Annotated in this window: 12 protein-coding genes; all 12 read right to left on the bottom strand. The window is 62.3% G+C overall.

The annotated features are described in order from the left end of the window. Positions 1-8 precede the first annotated feature (8 nt). The gene (locus HF257_RS23625; protein ID WP_185711001.1) at positions 9-1418 is read right to left on the bottom strand and encodes an aldehyde dehydrogenase family protein; all 1410 of its coding nucleotides are present in this window, start codon (positions 1416-1418) and stop codon (positions 9-11) included. A gap of 11 nt (positions 1419-1429) precedes the next feature. After that, complete coding sequence (locus HF257_RS23630) at positions 1430-3022, bottom strand: GMC family oxidoreductase (protein WP_185711002.1); 1593 nt, start codon at positions 3020-3022, stop codon at positions 1430-1432. Positions 3023-3041: 19 nt separating this feature from the next. Further along, positions 3042-5321: a TonB-dependent receptor family protein gene (locus HF257_RS23635; RefSeq protein ID WP_185711003.1), complete on the bottom strand. Its 2280-nt coding sequence runs from the start codon at positions 5319-5321 to the stop codon at positions 3042-3044. Positions 5322-5920: 599 nt separating this feature from the next. Then, positions 5921-7015 carry a sigma-54 interaction domain-containing protein gene (locus HF257_RS23640; RefSeq protein ID WP_185710129.1) on the bottom strand — a complete coding sequence of 365 codons (1095 nt, stop codon included), beginning with the start codon at positions 7013-7015 and terminating at the stop codon, positions 5921-5923. A 112-nt stretch (positions 7016-7127) separates the two neighbouring features. Then, positions 7128-7949 (bottom strand): ABC transporter ATP-binding protein, encoded by an 822-nt coding sequence (locus tag HF257_RS23645; RefSeq protein ID WP_185710130.1) that lies wholly within the window; start codon positions 7947-7949, stop codon positions 7128-7130. Between the two features lie 13 nt (positions 7950-7962). Beyond that, positions 7963-8733, bottom strand: coding sequence for an ABC transporter permease (locus HF257_RS23650; RefSeq protein WP_185710131.1), 771 nt, complete (start codon positions 8731-8733; stop codon positions 7963-7965). A gap of 9 nt (positions 8734-8742) precedes the next feature. Beyond that, positions 8743-9549 carry an ABC transporter permease gene (locus HF257_RS23655; protein WP_185710132.1) on the bottom strand — a complete coding sequence of 269 codons (807 nt, stop codon included), beginning with the start codon at positions 9547-9549 and terminating at the stop codon, positions 8743-8745. Beyond that, positions 9549-10595 (bottom strand): ABC transporter substrate-binding protein, encoded by a 1047-nt coding sequence (locus HF257_RS23660; protein WP_185710133.1) that lies wholly within the window; start codon positions 10593-10595, stop codon positions 9549-9551. Before HF257_RS23660 ends, HF257_RS23655 begins: the two co-directional genes overlap by 1 nt. A gap of 76 nt (positions 10596-10671) precedes the next feature. After that, positions 10672-11727, bottom strand: a complete 1056-nt coding sequence (locus tag HF257_RS23665) for an ABC transporter substrate-binding protein (RefSeq protein ID WP_185710134.1) — start codon at positions 11725-11727, stop codon at positions 10672-10674. 333 nt (positions 11728-12060) lie between these two features. Next, on the bottom strand, positions 12061-13890 hold the full coding sequence (locus HF257_RS23670; protein ID WP_185710135.1) for an ABC transporter ATP-binding protein: 1830 nt from the start codon (positions 13888-13890) through the stop codon (positions 12061-12063). Then, positions 13883-15664: an ABC transporter ATP-binding protein gene (locus tag HF257_RS23675; protein WP_185710136.1), complete on the bottom strand. Its 1782-nt coding sequence runs from the start codon at positions 15662-15664 to the stop codon at positions 13883-13885. Before HF257_RS23675 ends, HF257_RS23670 begins: the two co-directional genes overlap by 8 nt. Before the next feature lie 110 nt (positions 15665-15774). Next, positions 15775-16947 (bottom strand): LLM class flavin-dependent oxidoreductase, encoded by a 1173-nt coding sequence (locus HF257_RS23680; protein ID WP_185710137.1) that lies wholly within the window; start codon positions 16945-16947, stop codon positions 15775-15777. Between the last annotated feature and the right edge of the window lie 37 nt (positions 16948-16984).

Below are 16984 nucleotides of genomic sequence, written 5' to 3' on the forward strand. Positions count from 1 at the left end.
GGCCTGGCTCAGTGCCGGGCGATATTGATCACTTGCAGGTCGCTGAACGCGTCATAGCCGCGCGCCCCACCTTCGTAGCCCAGGCCGCTCCACTTGTAGCCGCCTTTCGGCGCGCCGGGGTGCACGTCCAGGTGCTGGTTGACCCAGGCCAACCCCGCATCCAGGCGCCGCACAACGGCTTCTCCCTGGTCGACATCCCGCGTCCACACCGAAGCCCCCAGGCCAAACGGGCTGGCGTTGGCCTGGCGGATGGCATCCTCCACATCGTCGAAGGCGATCACTGGCAGTACCGGGCCGAACTGCTCCTCATCCACCAGCGCTACGCCGGCACCGATGCCGCTGATGATGGTGGGGGCGAAGAAATAACCTGGGCCGTCCGGTTGTGTGTCGCCGGTGTGAATCACCGCGCCGTGCTCGCGGGCATCGGCCACCAGCGCCTTGATCCGCTCCAGTTGCTGGCGATTGGTCAACGGTCCCAGTTCAGCCTGGGGGTCGAGACCGCTGCCCAGGCGCGTTCTTTTCGCACGCTCCACCAGCGCGGCAATTAACGGTTCGAACAGGCTGCGGTGCACGTACAGGCGCTTGATGGCGAAGCACACCTGGCCGCTGTTCCAGAACGCGCCCCAGAACAGCGACTCGGCAATCGCCGGAATATCCGCATCCGCCAGTACCAGCGCGGCGTCGTTGCCCCCCAGTTCCAGGGTCAGGCGTTTCAGGTCATCGGAAGCGCCCGCATACAGGCGTTTGCCAGTGGCCACGCTACCGGTGAAGGTGATGTGGCGAACGTGCGGATGGCGGCTTAGCTGCTCACCTACCGCGCCATCACCGGCAACAATGTTCAGCACGCCAGCCGGAAATACGTCCTTCAACAACTGCCCCAGCAGCAGCGTGGACAACGGGGTGTGCTCCGACGGCTTGGCCACCAGGGTGTTGCCCGCATGGAGCGCAGGAGCGAGCTTGAGCACCAGCAAGATGATCGGCACGTTCCACGGTGTGATTGCGGCGACCACGCCCAGTGGTCGGCGCTCAAGCCGTACCAGGCGCTGCTCATCGTCGCGCAGTACTTCGGCGGCCGGGGCTTCGAAGCCTGCGTAGTGATCGAACGTGGCGGCAGCGCCCGCCACTTCACCGAGGGTGAAACGCAGCGGGCGGCCTTGTTCACGGCTGATCAGCTCGGCGAGTGGCTGGGTATTTTCGCGCAGCACGGCGGCGGCCTGTGCCAGTGCTTTACGACGGGCCTGCACGTCGGCCGCCCAGCTGGCAAACGCACGTTGCGCGGCCTCTACGGCTGTGTCGACCTGGGCTTGGCTGGCGCGGGCGGCATAGCCGACGGTTTGCTCGGTGGCCGGGTCGAGCACTGCATCGGCATGCTCGCTGGTGTGCAATTGTCCATCGATCAACAAGGCATAGTGGGTCATGGTCACAGTCCTCAAGCATTGGCAAGAATGGCGTCGGCGATTTTCTCGGCGATCATCAGGGTCGGCAGGTTGGTGTTGGCCGTCGGTATGCTCGGGAACACCGACGCATCGGCAACGCGCAGGCCCAGCACGCCATGCACCCGGCCGGTGTGATCGACCACGGCCTGCGGGTCATCGGCGTGGCCGATGCGGCAGGTGCCGCTGGCATGCCACACACCGCCGACGTGGGTCCGCAGGTAGCGCTCCAGTTGCGCGTCGTTGGCCAATAGTTCGGATAACAACGGTCCATCGTTGGAGGCCTGGGCGAAGCGGCTCAAACGCGGGGGGCTACTGAAGGCGGCCACGGCCGGGTGGGCGAACACCCGCGCGAGCACGCGCAGGCCTTGTCGCAAACGGTCAAGGTCACGGCGGTCCGAGAGCAGGTTGAATTCCACCGCCGGGTATTCGCTCGGGTCTTTGCTGCGCAGGCGCAGGTGCCCGCTGGAGCTGGGTTTATTGACCCACAGCACCGCGCTGGCCAGGCCGAGCGCCGCATTGGGCGCGATACCCAAGTACAAGTCTCCCTGCACATCGGCCTCTACGCCGGACGAAACCCGCGCCGCCAACAGGTGCGCGGCGCCAGGCTCATCGCTCGGCACCTGAGGGTGGTGCAGGGTGCCGCTGAGCCCGATGGAGCTGTGGTCCCACAAGTTGCGCCCAACCCCTGGGCGGTCGGCGATCACGTCTATGCCCAGGTCGCGCAGTTGATCTGCCGGACCGATCCCGGCACGCAACAGAAAGGCCGGTGATTGCAGCGCCCCGGCGGCGAGGATCACTTCATTGGCCGTCACGGCCACCTGCTTGCCGTCGCGTACCGCTTGTACCCCGGTCACGCGGTTGGCGCTGAGGGTCAGTTGGCGCACTGTGGTGTCAGCCCACACGTTCAGGTTGCTGCGTGCCCGCACTTGGGCGTTGAGATAGGCGCGAGCGCTGGAGACCCGTTGATCGTTCTCAATGGCCACGGTTGGCGCAAAGTAACCGTCTTCGTACCTGCCGTTCTGATCGACGATATCGTTCAAACCCTCGCCGTGCAGGGCTTGCGCCGAGGCACGTGTGAAGCTGCCCCAGTGCCGTGAGTCAACACGGGCAATCGGCAGTGGGCCGTCATGCCCGTGTTGTTCGGGGTGGCTGTGGCCGAAGTCGAGGTCGCGTTCCAGCTTGCGAAAATACGGCAGCACGCCTTGCCAGTCCCAGCCTTGCGCGCCCAGCCGGGCCCACTCGTCGTAGTCCCGGGGCAGGCCGCGGTTGGCGACCATCATGTTCACGCTTGAACCGCCGCCGAGAATGCGCGCCTGCTCATACAGCTGGGGTTCGCGAGGGATATCCGGGTGTTCGCTGGCGCGCAGGATATTCAGGCCTGGCCAGAAGTAACGCTCACCCGCTTGGCGCGGCAACCAGGGTTGCAGCCCGTCGAGAATATCGGCGGGCGTATCGTGGTCAGGCGTGTCGGCACCGGCTTCGATCAGCAACACGCGCTTGTCCGCCTGCGCCGACAGCCGATTGGCCAACACACTGCCGGCACTGCCGCCGCCGACGATGATGTAGTCGTAATGATCAGTACTCATGTGTGCTCCTGGAAGCGCTTCAAAAACCAACGGTCAGCGAGGCGACCAGCGAACGTGGCTGCCCCTTGTAGTACTGCGGCGCACCATAGAAGTTGGGGTTTGACGGGTCGGCGTTGATGGTCCCGGACTTCACACCCGAGAGGTATTGCTTGTCGAAGAGGTTGTTGGCGTTGAGGCTGACGGTGGTTTCCTTAAGCCCGCTGACCAGGTCCTTGAAGCGATAACCCAGGTTCAGGTCGAACACGGTGTAGCCACCGATTTTCTGGCTGTTTTCCAGGTCGCCGTAGTAGCTGCCGGTGTAACGGCCGAGGAAGTTGGCGTAGAACGCTTCGTTGTCGTAGCCCACGCCGGCGCTGAGCAGGCGGCGGGGCGCATCGAACAGTTGATTGCCCTTGGTGTCGGCGGTCAGGCCGCCCGCGGTGTAGTCGGAGTCCTGGGTCGAGCTGAGCAGGCTGAACGAGCTGAAGTAGTTGAAGTTGGCCGGCAGCTTGCCGTTTACCGCCAGCTCCAGGCCTTTGGTGGTGACGTTGCCGGCGTTGAAGTAGGAGGTCACCCCGGTCAGCTGTTGATACGCGGCCTGGCGGTCCTTGAATTTGTCATAGAACAGGGCGGCACTGACCAGCGTGTTGTCGGTGCTGTAGCGCCAGCCCAACTCCTGGTTCCAGGTCAGCTCGGGTTTTTGCTTTTCGCCACCGTTGATACGGCCGTACACCGATGCAATGGCGGGTACACGCATGTTCGACGTGGTGTTGTAGTAGAGCTGGTTTTGCTGATCGAGTTGGTAACTGAGGCTCAGGCTTGGCAGGAAGCGATTGTAATCCTCAGTGTTGTCGTAGTTCTTGAGGCGGTCGGCACCTTGCAGTTCGCTGTGCTGCCACGCAAGCCCAGTTGTGAGGGCGAGGTCGCTGTTGATGTGCCAGGTGTCCTGTACCCAGAGTTTCTGCGTGGTGATCTGGTTCGCCTGGTTGGTGTTGTAGGCCACGTTGCCCTGGCCATCGCGGATAGGGTCGCTGCCGTCAATGCTCGCGGGTTTGCCGTTGCCCTTGATCGGGGTAAAGATGAACTGGTTGCGCGCGTGGGTGTAGTCGGTCCACAGCCCCAGTTGCAGCACGTTGTTGTCGGCCAGAGTGAGATCGAGGCTATTGCTCGAACCGATACGGTACTGGGTTGGTAGCAGTTGCAGCGACGCCGGTACCACCGGGTCGATCTTGTCGCCGTCATGGTTGATGTCGGCGCCCAGGGTGTTCTCGTTCACCGCCGCCGTGGCGATAGACGCGGTGCCGTCGGTCACGCGAATGAAGTACGGGTTGACCTTCAACTGCACGCCATCCGAGAGGTTGAACAAGCCATTGAGGCCATAGGTCTGGATCTTGAAGTCGGCCCGTGAGTTCGCCGCGTTCACTCCGGGAATGGTGATGTCGGCCACCCCGTTGGTCCCCCCGAGGGTGGGGTAGGCCTTGTTCGGGTAACCATGGTCGTAATCGTTGGCGCGGTACTGCGCCAGGGTCGGCGACAGGTAGCTGTTGGTGCGCATCAGGAAGCTGGAGAACAACGCATTGATCTGGTTGCCGTCGCCCCATTTGTATTGAAGGTTGCCTTCATAGCGGTTGGACGACAGCTCGCCGTCCGAGTCGTCCCACAGGTCGGCGGTGGTGCGCGATGCCGACAGCCAGGCGGAGAAGCCTTTGTACTCGCCGGTGTTGACCCGCACGAACTCGCGATACAGGTTGTCGCTGCCGACGCTCTGCTTGTACAGCACGCCGCTTTCCTTGGTCGGTGCGACGGATTTGATTTCGATGCTGCCGCCGCTGGCGGTGAGGGTGGGGGCGTTGATCGAGGAGGAGCCGTAGAGCACCGACACCGATTCGTAGTTTTCCGGGTCGCCCAGGAAGTCGGCGTGAGGCGTGAGGAACTGCGGGTCGTTCAGGGGGATGCCATCGCGGGTGACCCCCAACTGGTCTTGGGAGAAGCCACGGATGTTCAGCGAGCCTTCGGTGACGCCGCTGGAATCACCGCCGCTTGAGTGCACGCCGGGCAGGTATTTCAAGGCGCCGGTAACAGCGCTGTCGAGGCCGACGAATTTCTGCAACTGGGCCTTGGTCAGGGTCGCTTTGGATTCGGGGGCTTTCTCTTGTTTGGCGTCGCCGACGAAGGTGTCGGTGGCTTCGTTCTGTCCTTGGACGACGACGGTGTCGAGGACGGAGTCGTTGGTTTGTGCGTTGGCGTGGGTTGATATCAGCAAGGCTGCGGATACGGATATGGCCAGGCCTGTGTGTTTGAAATGACTTAGATAGTGCATGTGTCTGTTCCCCGGTTTGTAAGCGATACGGGGGAGATTGCAAGCGATGTGCCATTAAGATAAGTGCATATTTATCAATGGTTTAATTGGCCGCTTTGAGGTTTTTTGTTGACCGTACAGCAGCAGTGCGGGGAGGGTGCTGCTGTAGCAGCAGGGCTTGTTGGATCGCCGCATCGCTGCGATGGCGGGCTGTCTGTGTACATATCCGTTGCTGCGGTAACGGCTACTTAGGGTTCCGCTCTTACAGCGGGTCACTTTTGGAAAGGCCGGAATGCCGGCCCAGCCAAAAGTAACCCAAAGGCCTTCGCCCCAACACTCGGTGTCTCGCCTAGGCTCGACATGCCCGAACGCAGGCTTGAATCCGTGGGCCGCCGCGACGGGCCATCCTTGGCCCAGCGCGGCTAACCCGGCGTCCTGCCGGGTTACCCACGGATTCAAGCCTGCGTTCGGCCAGCGTGTTTGACGGGGCGACTGAGATCAAGATCAAGTGCAAAGCAAAGCAAAGCAAAGCAAAGCAAAGCAAAGCAAAGCAAAGCAAAGCAAAGCAAAGCAAAGCAAAGCAAAGCAAAGCAAAGCAAAGCAAAGCAAAGCGTCTGCTCTCAGGATTTTGCGGCTTCCAGGCTTGCGCTGCGTGGGGACTGTGCCAGAACGCCGATTTTTTCCAGGCGGGCGCGGACGATGTTGCGGCTGATGCCGAGGATTCGGCCGGTTTGCAGTTGGTTGCCGTGGCAGAAGCGGTAGGCCTCGCGGAACACGGTTTCTTCGATGTGTTCGTAGAGGTTGGGCAGGTTCTGTTCGAACAGTTTGGCCAGGGACTCTTCCAGGCTGGCGGGTGTCAGGTTGGGGGCGCTCAACAGCGGTGAACTGGTCGGCGCGCGCAAGCCGTGGTTGCGCATGTCGACCAGGTGCAGGTCTTCCGGTTGTACGCGCTTGTTGAGGCAGACCAGCAGCGCGTGGTGGATGGAGTTTTCCAGTTCGCGGATGTTTCCTGGCCAACTGTGCTCCAGCAATTTGCGTTCGCATTCCGGGCTCAGGGTGGCGCGGTTGTAGCCCAGGCGCTGGCAGTGCTCTTCAAGGAAGAATTCCGCCAGTGGCAGGATGTCGCCAGGCCGCTCGCGCAGGGGCGGCAGGCGGATGGTTGCGACGTGCAGGCGGTAGAACAAGTCCTCGCGAAAGTTGCCAGCGACCACTGCATCGGCCAGGTTGACGTTGGTGGCGGACACCAGCCGTACGTTGATCGGGATTGGGGTGCGTGAGCCCAGGCGCACCACTTCGCGCTCTTGCAGCACGCGCAGGAGTTTGACCTGCATGTTCATCGGCAGGTCGCCGATCTCATCGAGGAACAGCGTGCCGCCCTTGGCCGCTTCGAACCAGCCTGCCTTGCTGCTGGTGGCGCCGGTGAAAGCGCCTTTCTCGTGGCCGAACAACTCGCTTTCCACCAGGGATTCGGCGAACGCGCCGCAGTTGACTGCGACGAAGGGCTCGTTGCGCCGCTCGCTCAGGTTGTGGATGTGCCGCGCCACCAGTTCTTTGCCGGTGCCGGTTTCGCCCATGATCAGCGCGTTGGCTTCACTGGGTGCCAGGCGTTCGATGCGGTTAAGCAACTCCAGCGAACGGGGGTCTTTGAAAACCAGCACGGTCGCACGAACCGACTTGGTCAGCTCGCGTGCGTGAGGGTGTGTGATCAGTGCCATGGTGCTGTTCCTGTCGCTAAGACCGCTGAAGAATCATGCACGATTTTCATATAGATTAAAAAATTCTAAATTCGTCTTTAGGTATGCGTAACAGGTATATGGAATGTGCGCTTTAAAAGGGCTGAGGCGCCTCAATGTGATCACTGCCGACCAACTCCGTCAGCAGTTCATCCTTGAGGGCCTGCAAGCGCGGTGAATGGCGTTCGCGAGGGTGGGGCAGGTCGACCTGGATCTCATGCTTGATGCGCCCTGGGCGAGCGTCCATGACGATTACGCGGTCGCCCAGGTACAGCGCCTCCTCGACGTCGTGCGTGACCATGATCATGGTGCTGCGCTGTTGCACCCATAGGCGCTGCAGTTCCCGTTGCAGGTGCACGCGGGTCAATGCATCGAGGGCGCCGAACGGCTCGTCGAGCAGGAGTATTTTCGGTTTGTTGATCAGCGCCCGTGCGATGGCCGCACGTTGTGCCATGCCACCGGACAGTTGGTGCGGGTAGGCGTTTTCGAAGCCCTGCAAATTGACCAGTTGGATATGCTCGGCCACCAGCCGCGCCTTTTCTTTTTTCGCCAGGGGATGGTTTTTCAGCGCGACGGCGATGTTCTGTTCCACGGTTTTCCACGGGAACAATCGGTGGTCCTGGAACACGATGCCGCGCTCCAGGCTGGTGGCATCGATACGTTCGCCGTCGAGCAAAATATCGCCGCTGTACTCGGCTTCCAGACCGACAATCAGCCGTAGCAGTGAAGACTTGCCGCAGCCGCTGGCGCCGACGATGCTCACGAATTCGCCGGGCTTGACCGACAGGTTGATGTCCTGAAGCACTGTCAAGGGCTTGCCTTCGATACTGTAGTGCTTGCTCAACCCACGGATTTCCAGTGAACCCGGCGTCTGTGCCGTGTGATCCAGCCACTGTTGCTTGAGTGATGCGTTCATTTTGATCCAGCCTTCAACGAAGATCGCGCCAGCGCAGCAAGTGCCGGCTCAGGCGCGAAAACAATTGGTTCATGGCATAACCCAGCAAGCCAATGCAGAGCACGCCGATCACCACCACTTCCATGCGTGAACCTGCCTCGGCGTTCATCATGAGGTTGCCCAGGCCGTCACCGGTCGACAAAAACAACTCCGCCCCTACCGAGCTCACCCAGGCGAATGCCAGGGCATGTAACACGCCGTTGGCCAGGGAAGGCAGGGCGCTGGGCAGCAGGACTAGGGTCAGTTGCTGCCACGGTCCGAATTCGAAGATCCTGCCGACTTCGCGGTAACGCGGTTCGATATGGCTAAAACCTTCGTAGGTGTTGAGCGTCATCGGGTAAAACGCAGCGAGGCTGACGATCAGTACCTTGGCCCCCTCACCACTGCCGAACCACAGCGCGATCAGCGGGATCAGCCCCAGGATCGGTACCTGGCGCATGATGTGGTACAGCGGCCCGAACACACGCTCGACCAGCGGTGACAGCGCCATGCCGGCGCCGACGACGATCCCCAGGGCTACCCCCAGCAGCAGGCCGATGCAGGTGCGTTGCAGGCTGGCCAGGGTGCTGATCAGCAGGGCGCCGCTGTCGACCAAATCCACCAGGCCCTGGCCGATGGTCTCCAGCGGCACGAATGCATACGCCTGCGCGGCGCCCTGGCGCGAAGCCAGTTCCCACAAACCGATCAGTACCACCGGCAGCAGCAGGCCACGACCGCGCCGCAGCAGGTGAATCAAGGTATGCATGTGCTCCTCCTAACGGGTTTTCCAACGGAACAGGCGCTTTTCCAGCAGCCGGAAGCCGTAGTCGAGGGTGAAACCGATCACGCCGATCACCACCACGCCGACCATCACGATATCGATGCGCATCATCTGCCGCGCCATCTCGATCATCTGTCCCAGGCCACTGTCGGCTGCCAGCAACTCGGCCGCTACCAACACCATCCAGGCCCGGCTCAAGCCGATGCGTATTCCCGTGAGGATCGGTGGAGCCGCCGCCGGGAATGCGATATCCAAGAGCAAATGGCGCAGCGGTAGGCGGTAGATACGGCCCACCTCGAAGTAGCTGCGGGGGATCGCCTTGATCCCTTCGCTGGTGGCCAGTGCCACGGGGAAAAACACCGCCTTGGTGACGATCAGAACCTTGAAGGTTTCTTCCACGCCAAAGGCCAGGATGAACATCGGGATCAAGGCAATCGACGGGATCTGCCGCACCGTGTGGAACAGCGGCGAACAGTACACCTCGACGATTTTCGACAAGGCCAGGACCACGCCGAACGCCAGTCCGGCACCGGCACCGCAGGCAAAACCGATGCCCAGACGCGACAGGCTGTACTGGATGTGTTCCCACAACTCGCCGCTGCGCAGCAGGTCCTTGAAGGTGTCCCACACCACTGCCGGCGGCACCAGCAGTTGCTCGGAGTAGCGGCCGGACTGCGCCAGCCATGCCCAGGCCAGCAACACCAGCAATGGTGACACCAGCCAACTGAGTGGGCTGAGCCGAAGCCAGGCGCGGCGTTTTGTCGGGCGTGGCAGCACCGTGGCAGTGGGCAGGCTACTCATCAAATGGCCAGCCTGGTCTTGTCCAGCACCGACTCCAGCGGGCGCGGGTCTACCCAGGCACGCACGTCAAAAGCATGGTCGATAAAGTGGTGGCGATGCAGAAAATGCGTCAGGTCCTGCAAGGCGAGCAGGGACTTTTCTTCAAGGCGGGTGACCAATCGGCGATGGGCGTCCTCGCCGTAGGCGGCGGCGACAAAATACTCACTGGTGTTCAACTCGCGGGCCAGGAAACGCCGAGTCTCATCCGCGTGGCTCCAGGCCCACTGTTCGGCGCGCAACACGGTCTCGACGATCAACGCGGCCGCGTCGAAATGCTCGTCGAGCATGTGCTGGTCCACCGTCAGGGTGCGCGGTGTGCCGATGTTGCTGCGAATGATCGGGTCCGGGTGCGAGCCGGTGTCGACTACCACATGCAGCCCGAACTCGTAGACCAACTGCACGGCATGGGCACCCTTGGCGAAGATCGCGTCGATATCGCCGCGCAGCAAGCCGATCAGTTCATTATTGCGGCGGCGGTTTTTCAGCGCGATCTGCGCGCCGAACACGTGCTGGATAGGTTCATCGCTGTGGGTACCACCGTAGGGGTAGTCCACCAACTCCACATCGGCGATATCCAGCCCCTCCAGTTGCAGGGCATTCTCCAGGCCGCGCAAGGCCTGGGCGCGGCCGAAATCGATTTGCATGTTGGCCCATTTGGGAATGCCGAAACGCCGGTTGCGCAAGTCCCGGGTGGTTTTTACCCCGCTTTCCTGGGTGGTCAGGATCAGTTGTACTTCGTCACTCCACGACAACCCCAGCACGCGTGTGCTCTTGCCGCTGGCCTTGGCCCAGATCGCTGGGGTGTTGCCGCCGTGACGGACCGAGTTGTCGAGGTGGTGGTCGAAATGTGCCTCGCGCACCTCCCTGTCGGAAGACTCGCGCAAGCCTTGGATATTGGTGCCGTACGGGCGAAAGGCTTCGGCCAACCGGCCGGATTCAACGGCGATGCCCAGTCCCGTGGGTACCGGGCTGTGGGTGTACCAAAGCGTATCGAGAGGTTTACTCATGCAGGTAGTCCAGACATGTCATGGCGCAAAAAATTGAAACGGGCAGGAGCCGCAGCCCACTGCCCGGGGCAATGGGTCAGCCGGTACGGGTGGCGACCAGGCTGCGCAGGGTTTCCAGCGGCCTTGGGTCGATCCAGTCGTTGACGGAGAACGTCGCCGGGATGAACTTCCAGCGGTGCAGGAAGTTCGTGAAGTCCTGCACGCCGTTGATCGAGCGCTCATCAAGGTTGGTGCGCAGGCGCTGGTGCGCGTCGCTGCCATAGGCGGCGGTGACCCAGAATTCGCTGCTGTTGGTTTCGTGGGCGAGGAAGCGGCGGGTGTCCTGAGGGTGAGTCCAAGCCCACTCTTCGGCACGCACCACCGACGACAGGATGGCCACGGCGGTGTCGTAGTGCTGGTCCAGCAGGTTGCTGTCGACACTCAACGTGCGCGGCGTGCCATTGTTCGAACGGATCAGCGGCTCGGGGTGCGAGCCAGTGTCGATCACCGTGTGCAGGCCGAACTGATGGGCCAACTGGGCGGCATGGGCACCCTTGAGGAAAATCGCATCGACCTCGCCTCGCAGCAGGCCCACCAGCTCGGCGTTCTGGCCACCGCTGCGGCGCCCGCCGAAGTTGGCGACGCCATCAACCACTTGGGTGGCCTCATCGCTGAACGTGCCACCGTGGATATAGTCCACCAGCTCAACGTCCTTGACCTCCAGGCCTTCGAGTCGCAGGGCGTTTTCCAGGCCACGCAGCGCTTGTGCGCGGGTGAAGTCGATTTGCGCGTTGACCCAATGGGGTAGGCCGAACTTGCGGCCCTTGAGGTCCTTGACGGTTTTCACGTTGCTGCCGGGCAGGCTCAGGATCAACTGGACCTCATCGGCCCACGACAGGCCGATCACCCGTGTGTCGCGGCCGCTGGACTTGGCCCAGATCGCGGGGATATTGCCGCCGTGGCGTACCGAGTTTTGCAGGGTATGGTCAAAGTGCGATTCGCGCACGGCTTGTTCGCTGGACTCACGCAACGACTGGATGCGTGTGCCTTGTTGTTCAAGGACTTCTTCCAGCCAGCCTTTTTGTACAGCAATGCCCAGGCCGGTTGGCACGGGGCAACGGGTATACCAGAGGGTTTCGAGGGGTTGTGACATCGGGCTTTCTCCAAAGCAATCAGGGTCGACAGGTCCAACTGTTGATCTCTGGTTGCAACGGGCATGCCACGCGGCTGTGGGCCCTGATTTACGCGGCTTTGCACGTGTGCTTGTGGGGTGTGCCCGGCTGCGATTGCTGCTGTAGCAGCAATCGATCAGCAAGGGCGTTGGGGCGTCAGCAGCAATCGGCTGCCTGTGGGTGTATTGATGTTGGCAGCCCACGGTCAAAAAATGTGGGAGCGGGCTTGCTCGCGAATTTGGTGTGTCAGGCGCCAGCGCGGTTGACGGGGCGCCCAGGATCAAAAGCAAAAGCAGTGCACAATCTAGAGATACCTAGGCCGGGGTAAGCGCATGCTCGTAAGTGCGATACAGCGCAGCGTAGGTTCCTTCGCGGTCTAGCAAGGTGTCATGGTCCCCCAGCTCGATCAGTTGCCCATTGCGCACGACGGCGATTCGGTCGGCGTCGCGGATGGTGGCCAGGCGGTGGGCGATGATAATCGCCGTGCGCCCCTCGCACAGGCGGCGCAGGGCTTTCTGGATGCGTCGTTCGGTATGGATGTCGACGGCCGAGGTGGCTTCATCGAGCACCAACACGGCTGGGTCGGCGAGGAAGGCGCGGGTCAGGCACACCAATTGCCGCTGGCCATGGCTGAGGTGAGCGCCGAGCGCGCCGACCTCGGTGTGATAGGCCTTGGGTAGCCGCTCCAGCACTTCGTCGGCGCCCAGTGCGTGGGCCGCTGCGATCAATTCTTCATCGCTGGCTCCTGGGCGGGCCAATCGCAGGTTGTCGAGGATGGAGCCGCTGAACAGCACGTTGTCCTGCAACACCACGCCGATATTGCGACGCAAGTGCTGCTGGGTCAGGTGCCGGATGTCGATGCCGTCAAGGGTGACCGCGCCATGCTGCACTTCGTAGAACCGTGTGAGTAATTGCACCAGGGTGCTTTTGCCATGCCCCGACGGGCCGACAATCGCCAGGACTTCGCCTGCAGGAATGCGCAGCACGAAATCGTCGATCACAGGCTTTGCGCCCGATTGATAGGCGAACGTCACGTGTTCGAAGTTCACCGCGCCACGGGCTTTTTCTAGGGCGACCGGGGTGCTGCTGTCGAGGATTTCCGGCTGCGTATCCAGCAGCAAGAAGATCCGTTGTGCCGACGCGGAGCCGGTGGCATAGCGTTCGAACAGATCCGACAGTTCCTGCAACGGGCCGAGGAACAGCATGACGTAGAACAGGCTTTCGGCGACTTGCCCGACCGTCAGTTGGCCTTGCGCCAGGCCGTAGGCCCCGAGCATCAGCAGCACTGCCATGCCTAGCGTCGCGAGCAGCCCGGTGAACGGTGCAAACCAACCGGAGCGCAGGTTGCCGCCAATCAATGCCTCGTTGAAGTCTTCCAGCAGGCGTCGATAACGCAGGCGGTTGGGTTGCTGTTGCACGCACTGTTGGATCATGCGCGCACCGGCCACGGTTTCCACCAGGTGCGCGGTGAAACGGCTGCGGTTTTCCGCGACCTTGGCCCAGGTGCGCTGGGAGATTTTCTTGAAGCTCCAGGTGGCGAAAAACAGCAGCGGTACGATGGCGGCCAGGCTGAGGAAGAACACCGGGGAAATCAGCCACAACATGATCGACGCGACGCTACAACGCAGCAAAGCGCCGAGCAGCTCCGGCGGGCCCTGGATCAGCAACGCTTCCAGGCTGTCGACGTCGCGGTCTGCGCGGGAGATGATCCGCCCAGCCTTGGTCCGGTCAAAGTAACCGATGCTCAGCGCCTGCACATGGCTGAACACCCGCACCCGCAGGGCGTTCAGCACCCGAATCGCTGCGCTGCCGGCGATGTATTGCGAAACGCCGGCCAATACGAAACGTGCGCCCCAGGTGGCCGCCAGACCCAACCCCAGCAGACCGAGCAGTGTCGAATCCAGCAGCCATGTGTTGCCGTGTTGAACCAGGCCACGGTCGAGCAGTTCGCGCACAAACCAAGGGCGCAGGAACACGGCGAACACCAGCACCAGTTCCAGGGCGATCACCGCCAGAATGCGTGAACGCACCGGGCCCAGCAGTGGCAGCAGGCGGCTGAACATGCTGCGATCGAGGCCCTTCTTGGCCAGCGCCTCTTCGATTTCGATGTCGCTGAGGGCTTTGCCGGGCAATGGATTAGTCATGTTCGACTCCCAGCAGCTCGCAATAGAAGCCATTGCGCTCGACCAGTTCGGCGTGGGTGCCGCTGTCGGCGATGTGCCCGTCGTCGAGTACCAGGACGCGGTCCGCCAACTTGATGGTCGACAGCTTGCTGGAGACGATCAACAGGGTGGTGGTATGCCCATCGCCTTGCAGCAGATGGCGAATGTTATGGATCACCCGGCGCTCGGTGAGGGTGTCCAGCGCGCTGGTGGCGTCATCCAGGCAAAGAATATCGGGGCGCGCTAACAGTGCGCGGGCCAAGTTGATGCGTTGGCGCTGGCCGCCGGACAGCGTCACGCCACGGTCACCGAGTGCGGTGTCCAGTCCATGGGGAAGGCGTTCCAGCACATCCTCGGCGGCGGCCAGGTGCAAGCCTCGGCGCAGCGCTTCGTCACTGGCTTCGGGTGCGGCCAGGCGCAGGTTGGCGGCGAGGGTATCGGAAAACAGGAAGCTCTCCTGTGGCACCACCTGCACGCGGCGGCGCAGTGAGTCCAGGTCGAGCGAGCGCACGTCCTGCCAGCCCTCGCGGCTGGAGCCGAGCATCACCGCCCCGCGTCGGGCGTCGGCCAGGCGTGGCAACAGGCTCGCCAGCAGGCTTTTACCCGCACCGGTCGAACCCACCAAGGCTACGACTTCCCCAGGCTCCAGGGTGAAACTGCAATTGCGCAGGATGCTACGGCCACCTCCGGGTGCCTGGACGGTCACCTGCTCAAAGCGCACACCCAAAGGGCGTGGCGACAGGGCTTGAGTGCCGCTCTGGATCGCCGGCTGGGTATCGAGCAGTTGCCAGATCCGCTCGGCGGACGCGCGGGCATCGGCGAACACCTGCATCACGCGGCCGATGCCTTCGATGCGAAACACCAGAGTGGTCGCGATCAGCAACGAGGTCACCCATTCACCGATACCCAACTGCCCGTCGCGAACCAGCGTGGCGCCATAGATAAAGATCCACACATGGCCGAGTGCAACGATGACCTGCGGTAACGGAATGCGTGAACTGGCAAACGCCAAAGCAAGGCGCGCCTGCTCGGCAAAAAACGCCACTTGCTGGCTGAACCGCTCAATACGCCCAGCCTCCAGCGCAAACGACTTGATCACCCGCACACCGCCAATGCCCTCGCTGAGGTCCTGGTTGACGCGGTCATAGGCGGCGCCGACTTCACGGTCCAGAATCAGCAATCGCTCGGTCTGGCGCACGAAAATCCACAGCCCCAACCCGGTCAGCAACAATGGCATCAGCGCCAGCCAAGGGTCGTACCAGGCCAGCAGGCCGACAGTGGCCAGCAGGATCAGCGGGGTTTCCACCAACTGGCGCCAGAAGCTGATCAGGGCATCGCGCAGCTTGTCGGCATCGCGCGTGGTGCGGCTGATCATCTCGCCCATGCCATGTTCCCAGTGATAACCCAGGTGCAGGCTCTGCACTTGCACCAGGATGCGCTCGCGCAGGCGCGTCAACAGCGCCTGGCTGAGAATCAGCGACAACACCCCGCCAGCGTACTGGGCCACACCGCGTACCAGCGCCACGGCGAGCAGCGCCCACAACCAGAACCAGGCGCGGTGGGCATCCAGCCTCCCGTCGGCGAGTCGGGTGACGGCCTGGCCGCTGTTGACTTCATTCAGCGCATGCCCGATCAGCCACTGCTGGAGCGCCAGGCCTGCGCTGACGACGATGAACAACAAACCGGTCAACACAAAGCGCCCAGGCATTTCGCGATAGATGAGGAGGCTGCGTAGCAGCGGGTAGTGCTTGATCATGGATTCGCTTCTGAAAAGACGCCAAGCGTCGGAGCCGAGTTTTTGCTCTGTTGTTGATTTTGATCCCGGGCGCCCCGCCAACCACGCTGGCGGAACGCAGGGGGTGTCAGCTAGACACTGCTCAGCTTGATGGGCGTGACCGGTGCCAACTCCCTTGCCACAGGACGCTGGTGGACCAATGGCAACACTTCCTGGCCAATACGCAGCGCTTCTTCCAGGTGCGGATTGCCCGCCAGAATGAAGGTCGAAAACCCCGCGTCCCGATATTCCACCAACCGCTCTGCGACGTTCTCATGGCTGCCCACCAACCCAATTGTCGGTCCAGGCTTGGCCTTGCCGAACCCTGCCCACAGGTTGGGCCCGATGATCAGGTCTTCAAAGCGCTGGGAATTCTGGTGATACGCCGTCTGACGCGCCGCGCCCACCGAATCCGAGCCACTGGCAAAGCCCTTGATGAATTCACTGGTCTTGGCATCGATACGCTCGTACTGGCGCCGCAGCTCCGACCACGCTGCCTCTTCAGTCTCGCGGGCGAACAAGTCGATGCGAATCCCAAAGCGCACTTCACGGCCTTGTTTGTCCGCCAGTTCCCACACCCGCTCCATGTGCGGCTTGAGCTTGTCGATCGGCTCCGCCCAGTTCAGATACACATCGGCATGCCGTGCGGCAACGTCCAGTGCCGGGTCGGAAAAGCCGGAGAAGTACACGCTGGGTTTGCGCTCCTGGGTCAGGCCACGCGGCAGCGAGCCGTTCTCCAGTTGATAGATGTCGCCCTTGTACGAAAACGAGTCGTTCTCCCACAGGCCCTTGATGATGTCGAGGAATTCGCCGGTGCGCTGGTAGCGCAGGTCGTGCTCCAGGAAGTCACCGTTGGCCCGCTGTGACGCCGGGTTGCCGCCGGTGATGATGTTCCAGTCCAGGCGCCCGCGACTCAGGTTTTGCAAGATTGCTGCTTGCTGGGCGGCGTAGGCGGGCAGGGTCCAGGTGGCCTGGAAGGCGATCAGGAATTTGATCCGGCGGGTCTCACGCGCCAAGGCTGCGGCGGCAATCCACGGCTCCGGGCCGGTGGGCAGCAGGGCACCTTCGAAACCGGCGATTTCGGCGGCCTTGGCCACTTGGGCGATGTAGTCGATGTAGGTGAAGCCATCCGGCTCACCGTTCGGCAGCCGGCCGGGGGCGATATTGCCGGGGCGGTGAATCGCGCTGCCACGGGTGTTCTTGTCGGTAGCCAAGTGATGCCCGTCACTGCCCAGGGGCAGGCGCCAGAAAAATTCGGTACTCATTGCAAAACTCCAGGTTCACAAAACTCGGGCCTGTCGG

This window comes from Pseudomonas cremoris (genome assembly GCF_014230465.1).

Coding starts and splice junctions, on each gene's coding strand:
- HF257_RS23625 (WP_185711001.1), bottom strand. CDS start 1,418: ATGACCCACTATGCCTTGTTGATCGATGGACAATTGCACACCAGCGAG.
- HF257_RS23630 (WP_185711002.1), bottom strand. CDS start 3,022: ATGAGTACTGATCATTACGACTACATCATCGTCGGCGGCGGCAGTGCC.
- HF257_RS23635 (WP_185711003.1), bottom strand. CDS start 5,321: ATGCACTATCTAAGTCATTTCAAACACACAGGCCTGGCCATATCCGTA.
- HF257_RS23640 (WP_185710129.1), bottom strand. CDS start 7,015: ATGGCACTGATCACACACCCTCACGCACGCGAGCTGACCAAGTCGGTT.
- HF257_RS23645 (WP_185710130.1), bottom strand. CDS start 7,949: ATGAACGCATCACTCAAGCAACAGTGGCTGGATCACACGGCACAGACG.
- HF257_RS23650 (WP_185710131.1), bottom strand. CDS start 8,733: ATGCATACCTTGATTCACCTGCTGCGGCGCGGTCGTGGCCTGCTGCTG.
- HF257_RS23655 (WP_185710132.1), bottom strand. CDS start 9,549: ATGAGTAGCCTGCCCACTGCCACGGTGCTGCCACGCCCGACAAAACGC.
- HF257_RS23660 (WP_185710133.1), bottom strand. CDS start 10,595: ATGAGTAAACCTCTCGATACGCTTTGGTACACCCACAGCCCGGTACCC.
- HF257_RS23665 (WP_185710134.1), bottom strand. CDS start 11,727: ATGTCACAACCCCTCGAAACCCTCTGGTATACCCGTTGCCCCGTGCCA.
- HF257_RS23670 (WP_185710135.1), bottom strand. CDS start 13,890: ATGACTAATCCATTGCCCGGCAAAGCCCTCAGCGACATCGAAATCGAA.
- HF257_RS23675 (WP_185710136.1), bottom strand. CDS start 15,664: ATGATCAAGCACTACCCGCTGCTACGCAGCCTCCTCATCTATCGCGAA.
- HF257_RS23680 (WP_185710137.1), bottom strand. CDS start 16,947: ATGAGTACCGAATTTTTCTGGCGCCTGCCCCTGGGCAGTGACGGGCAT.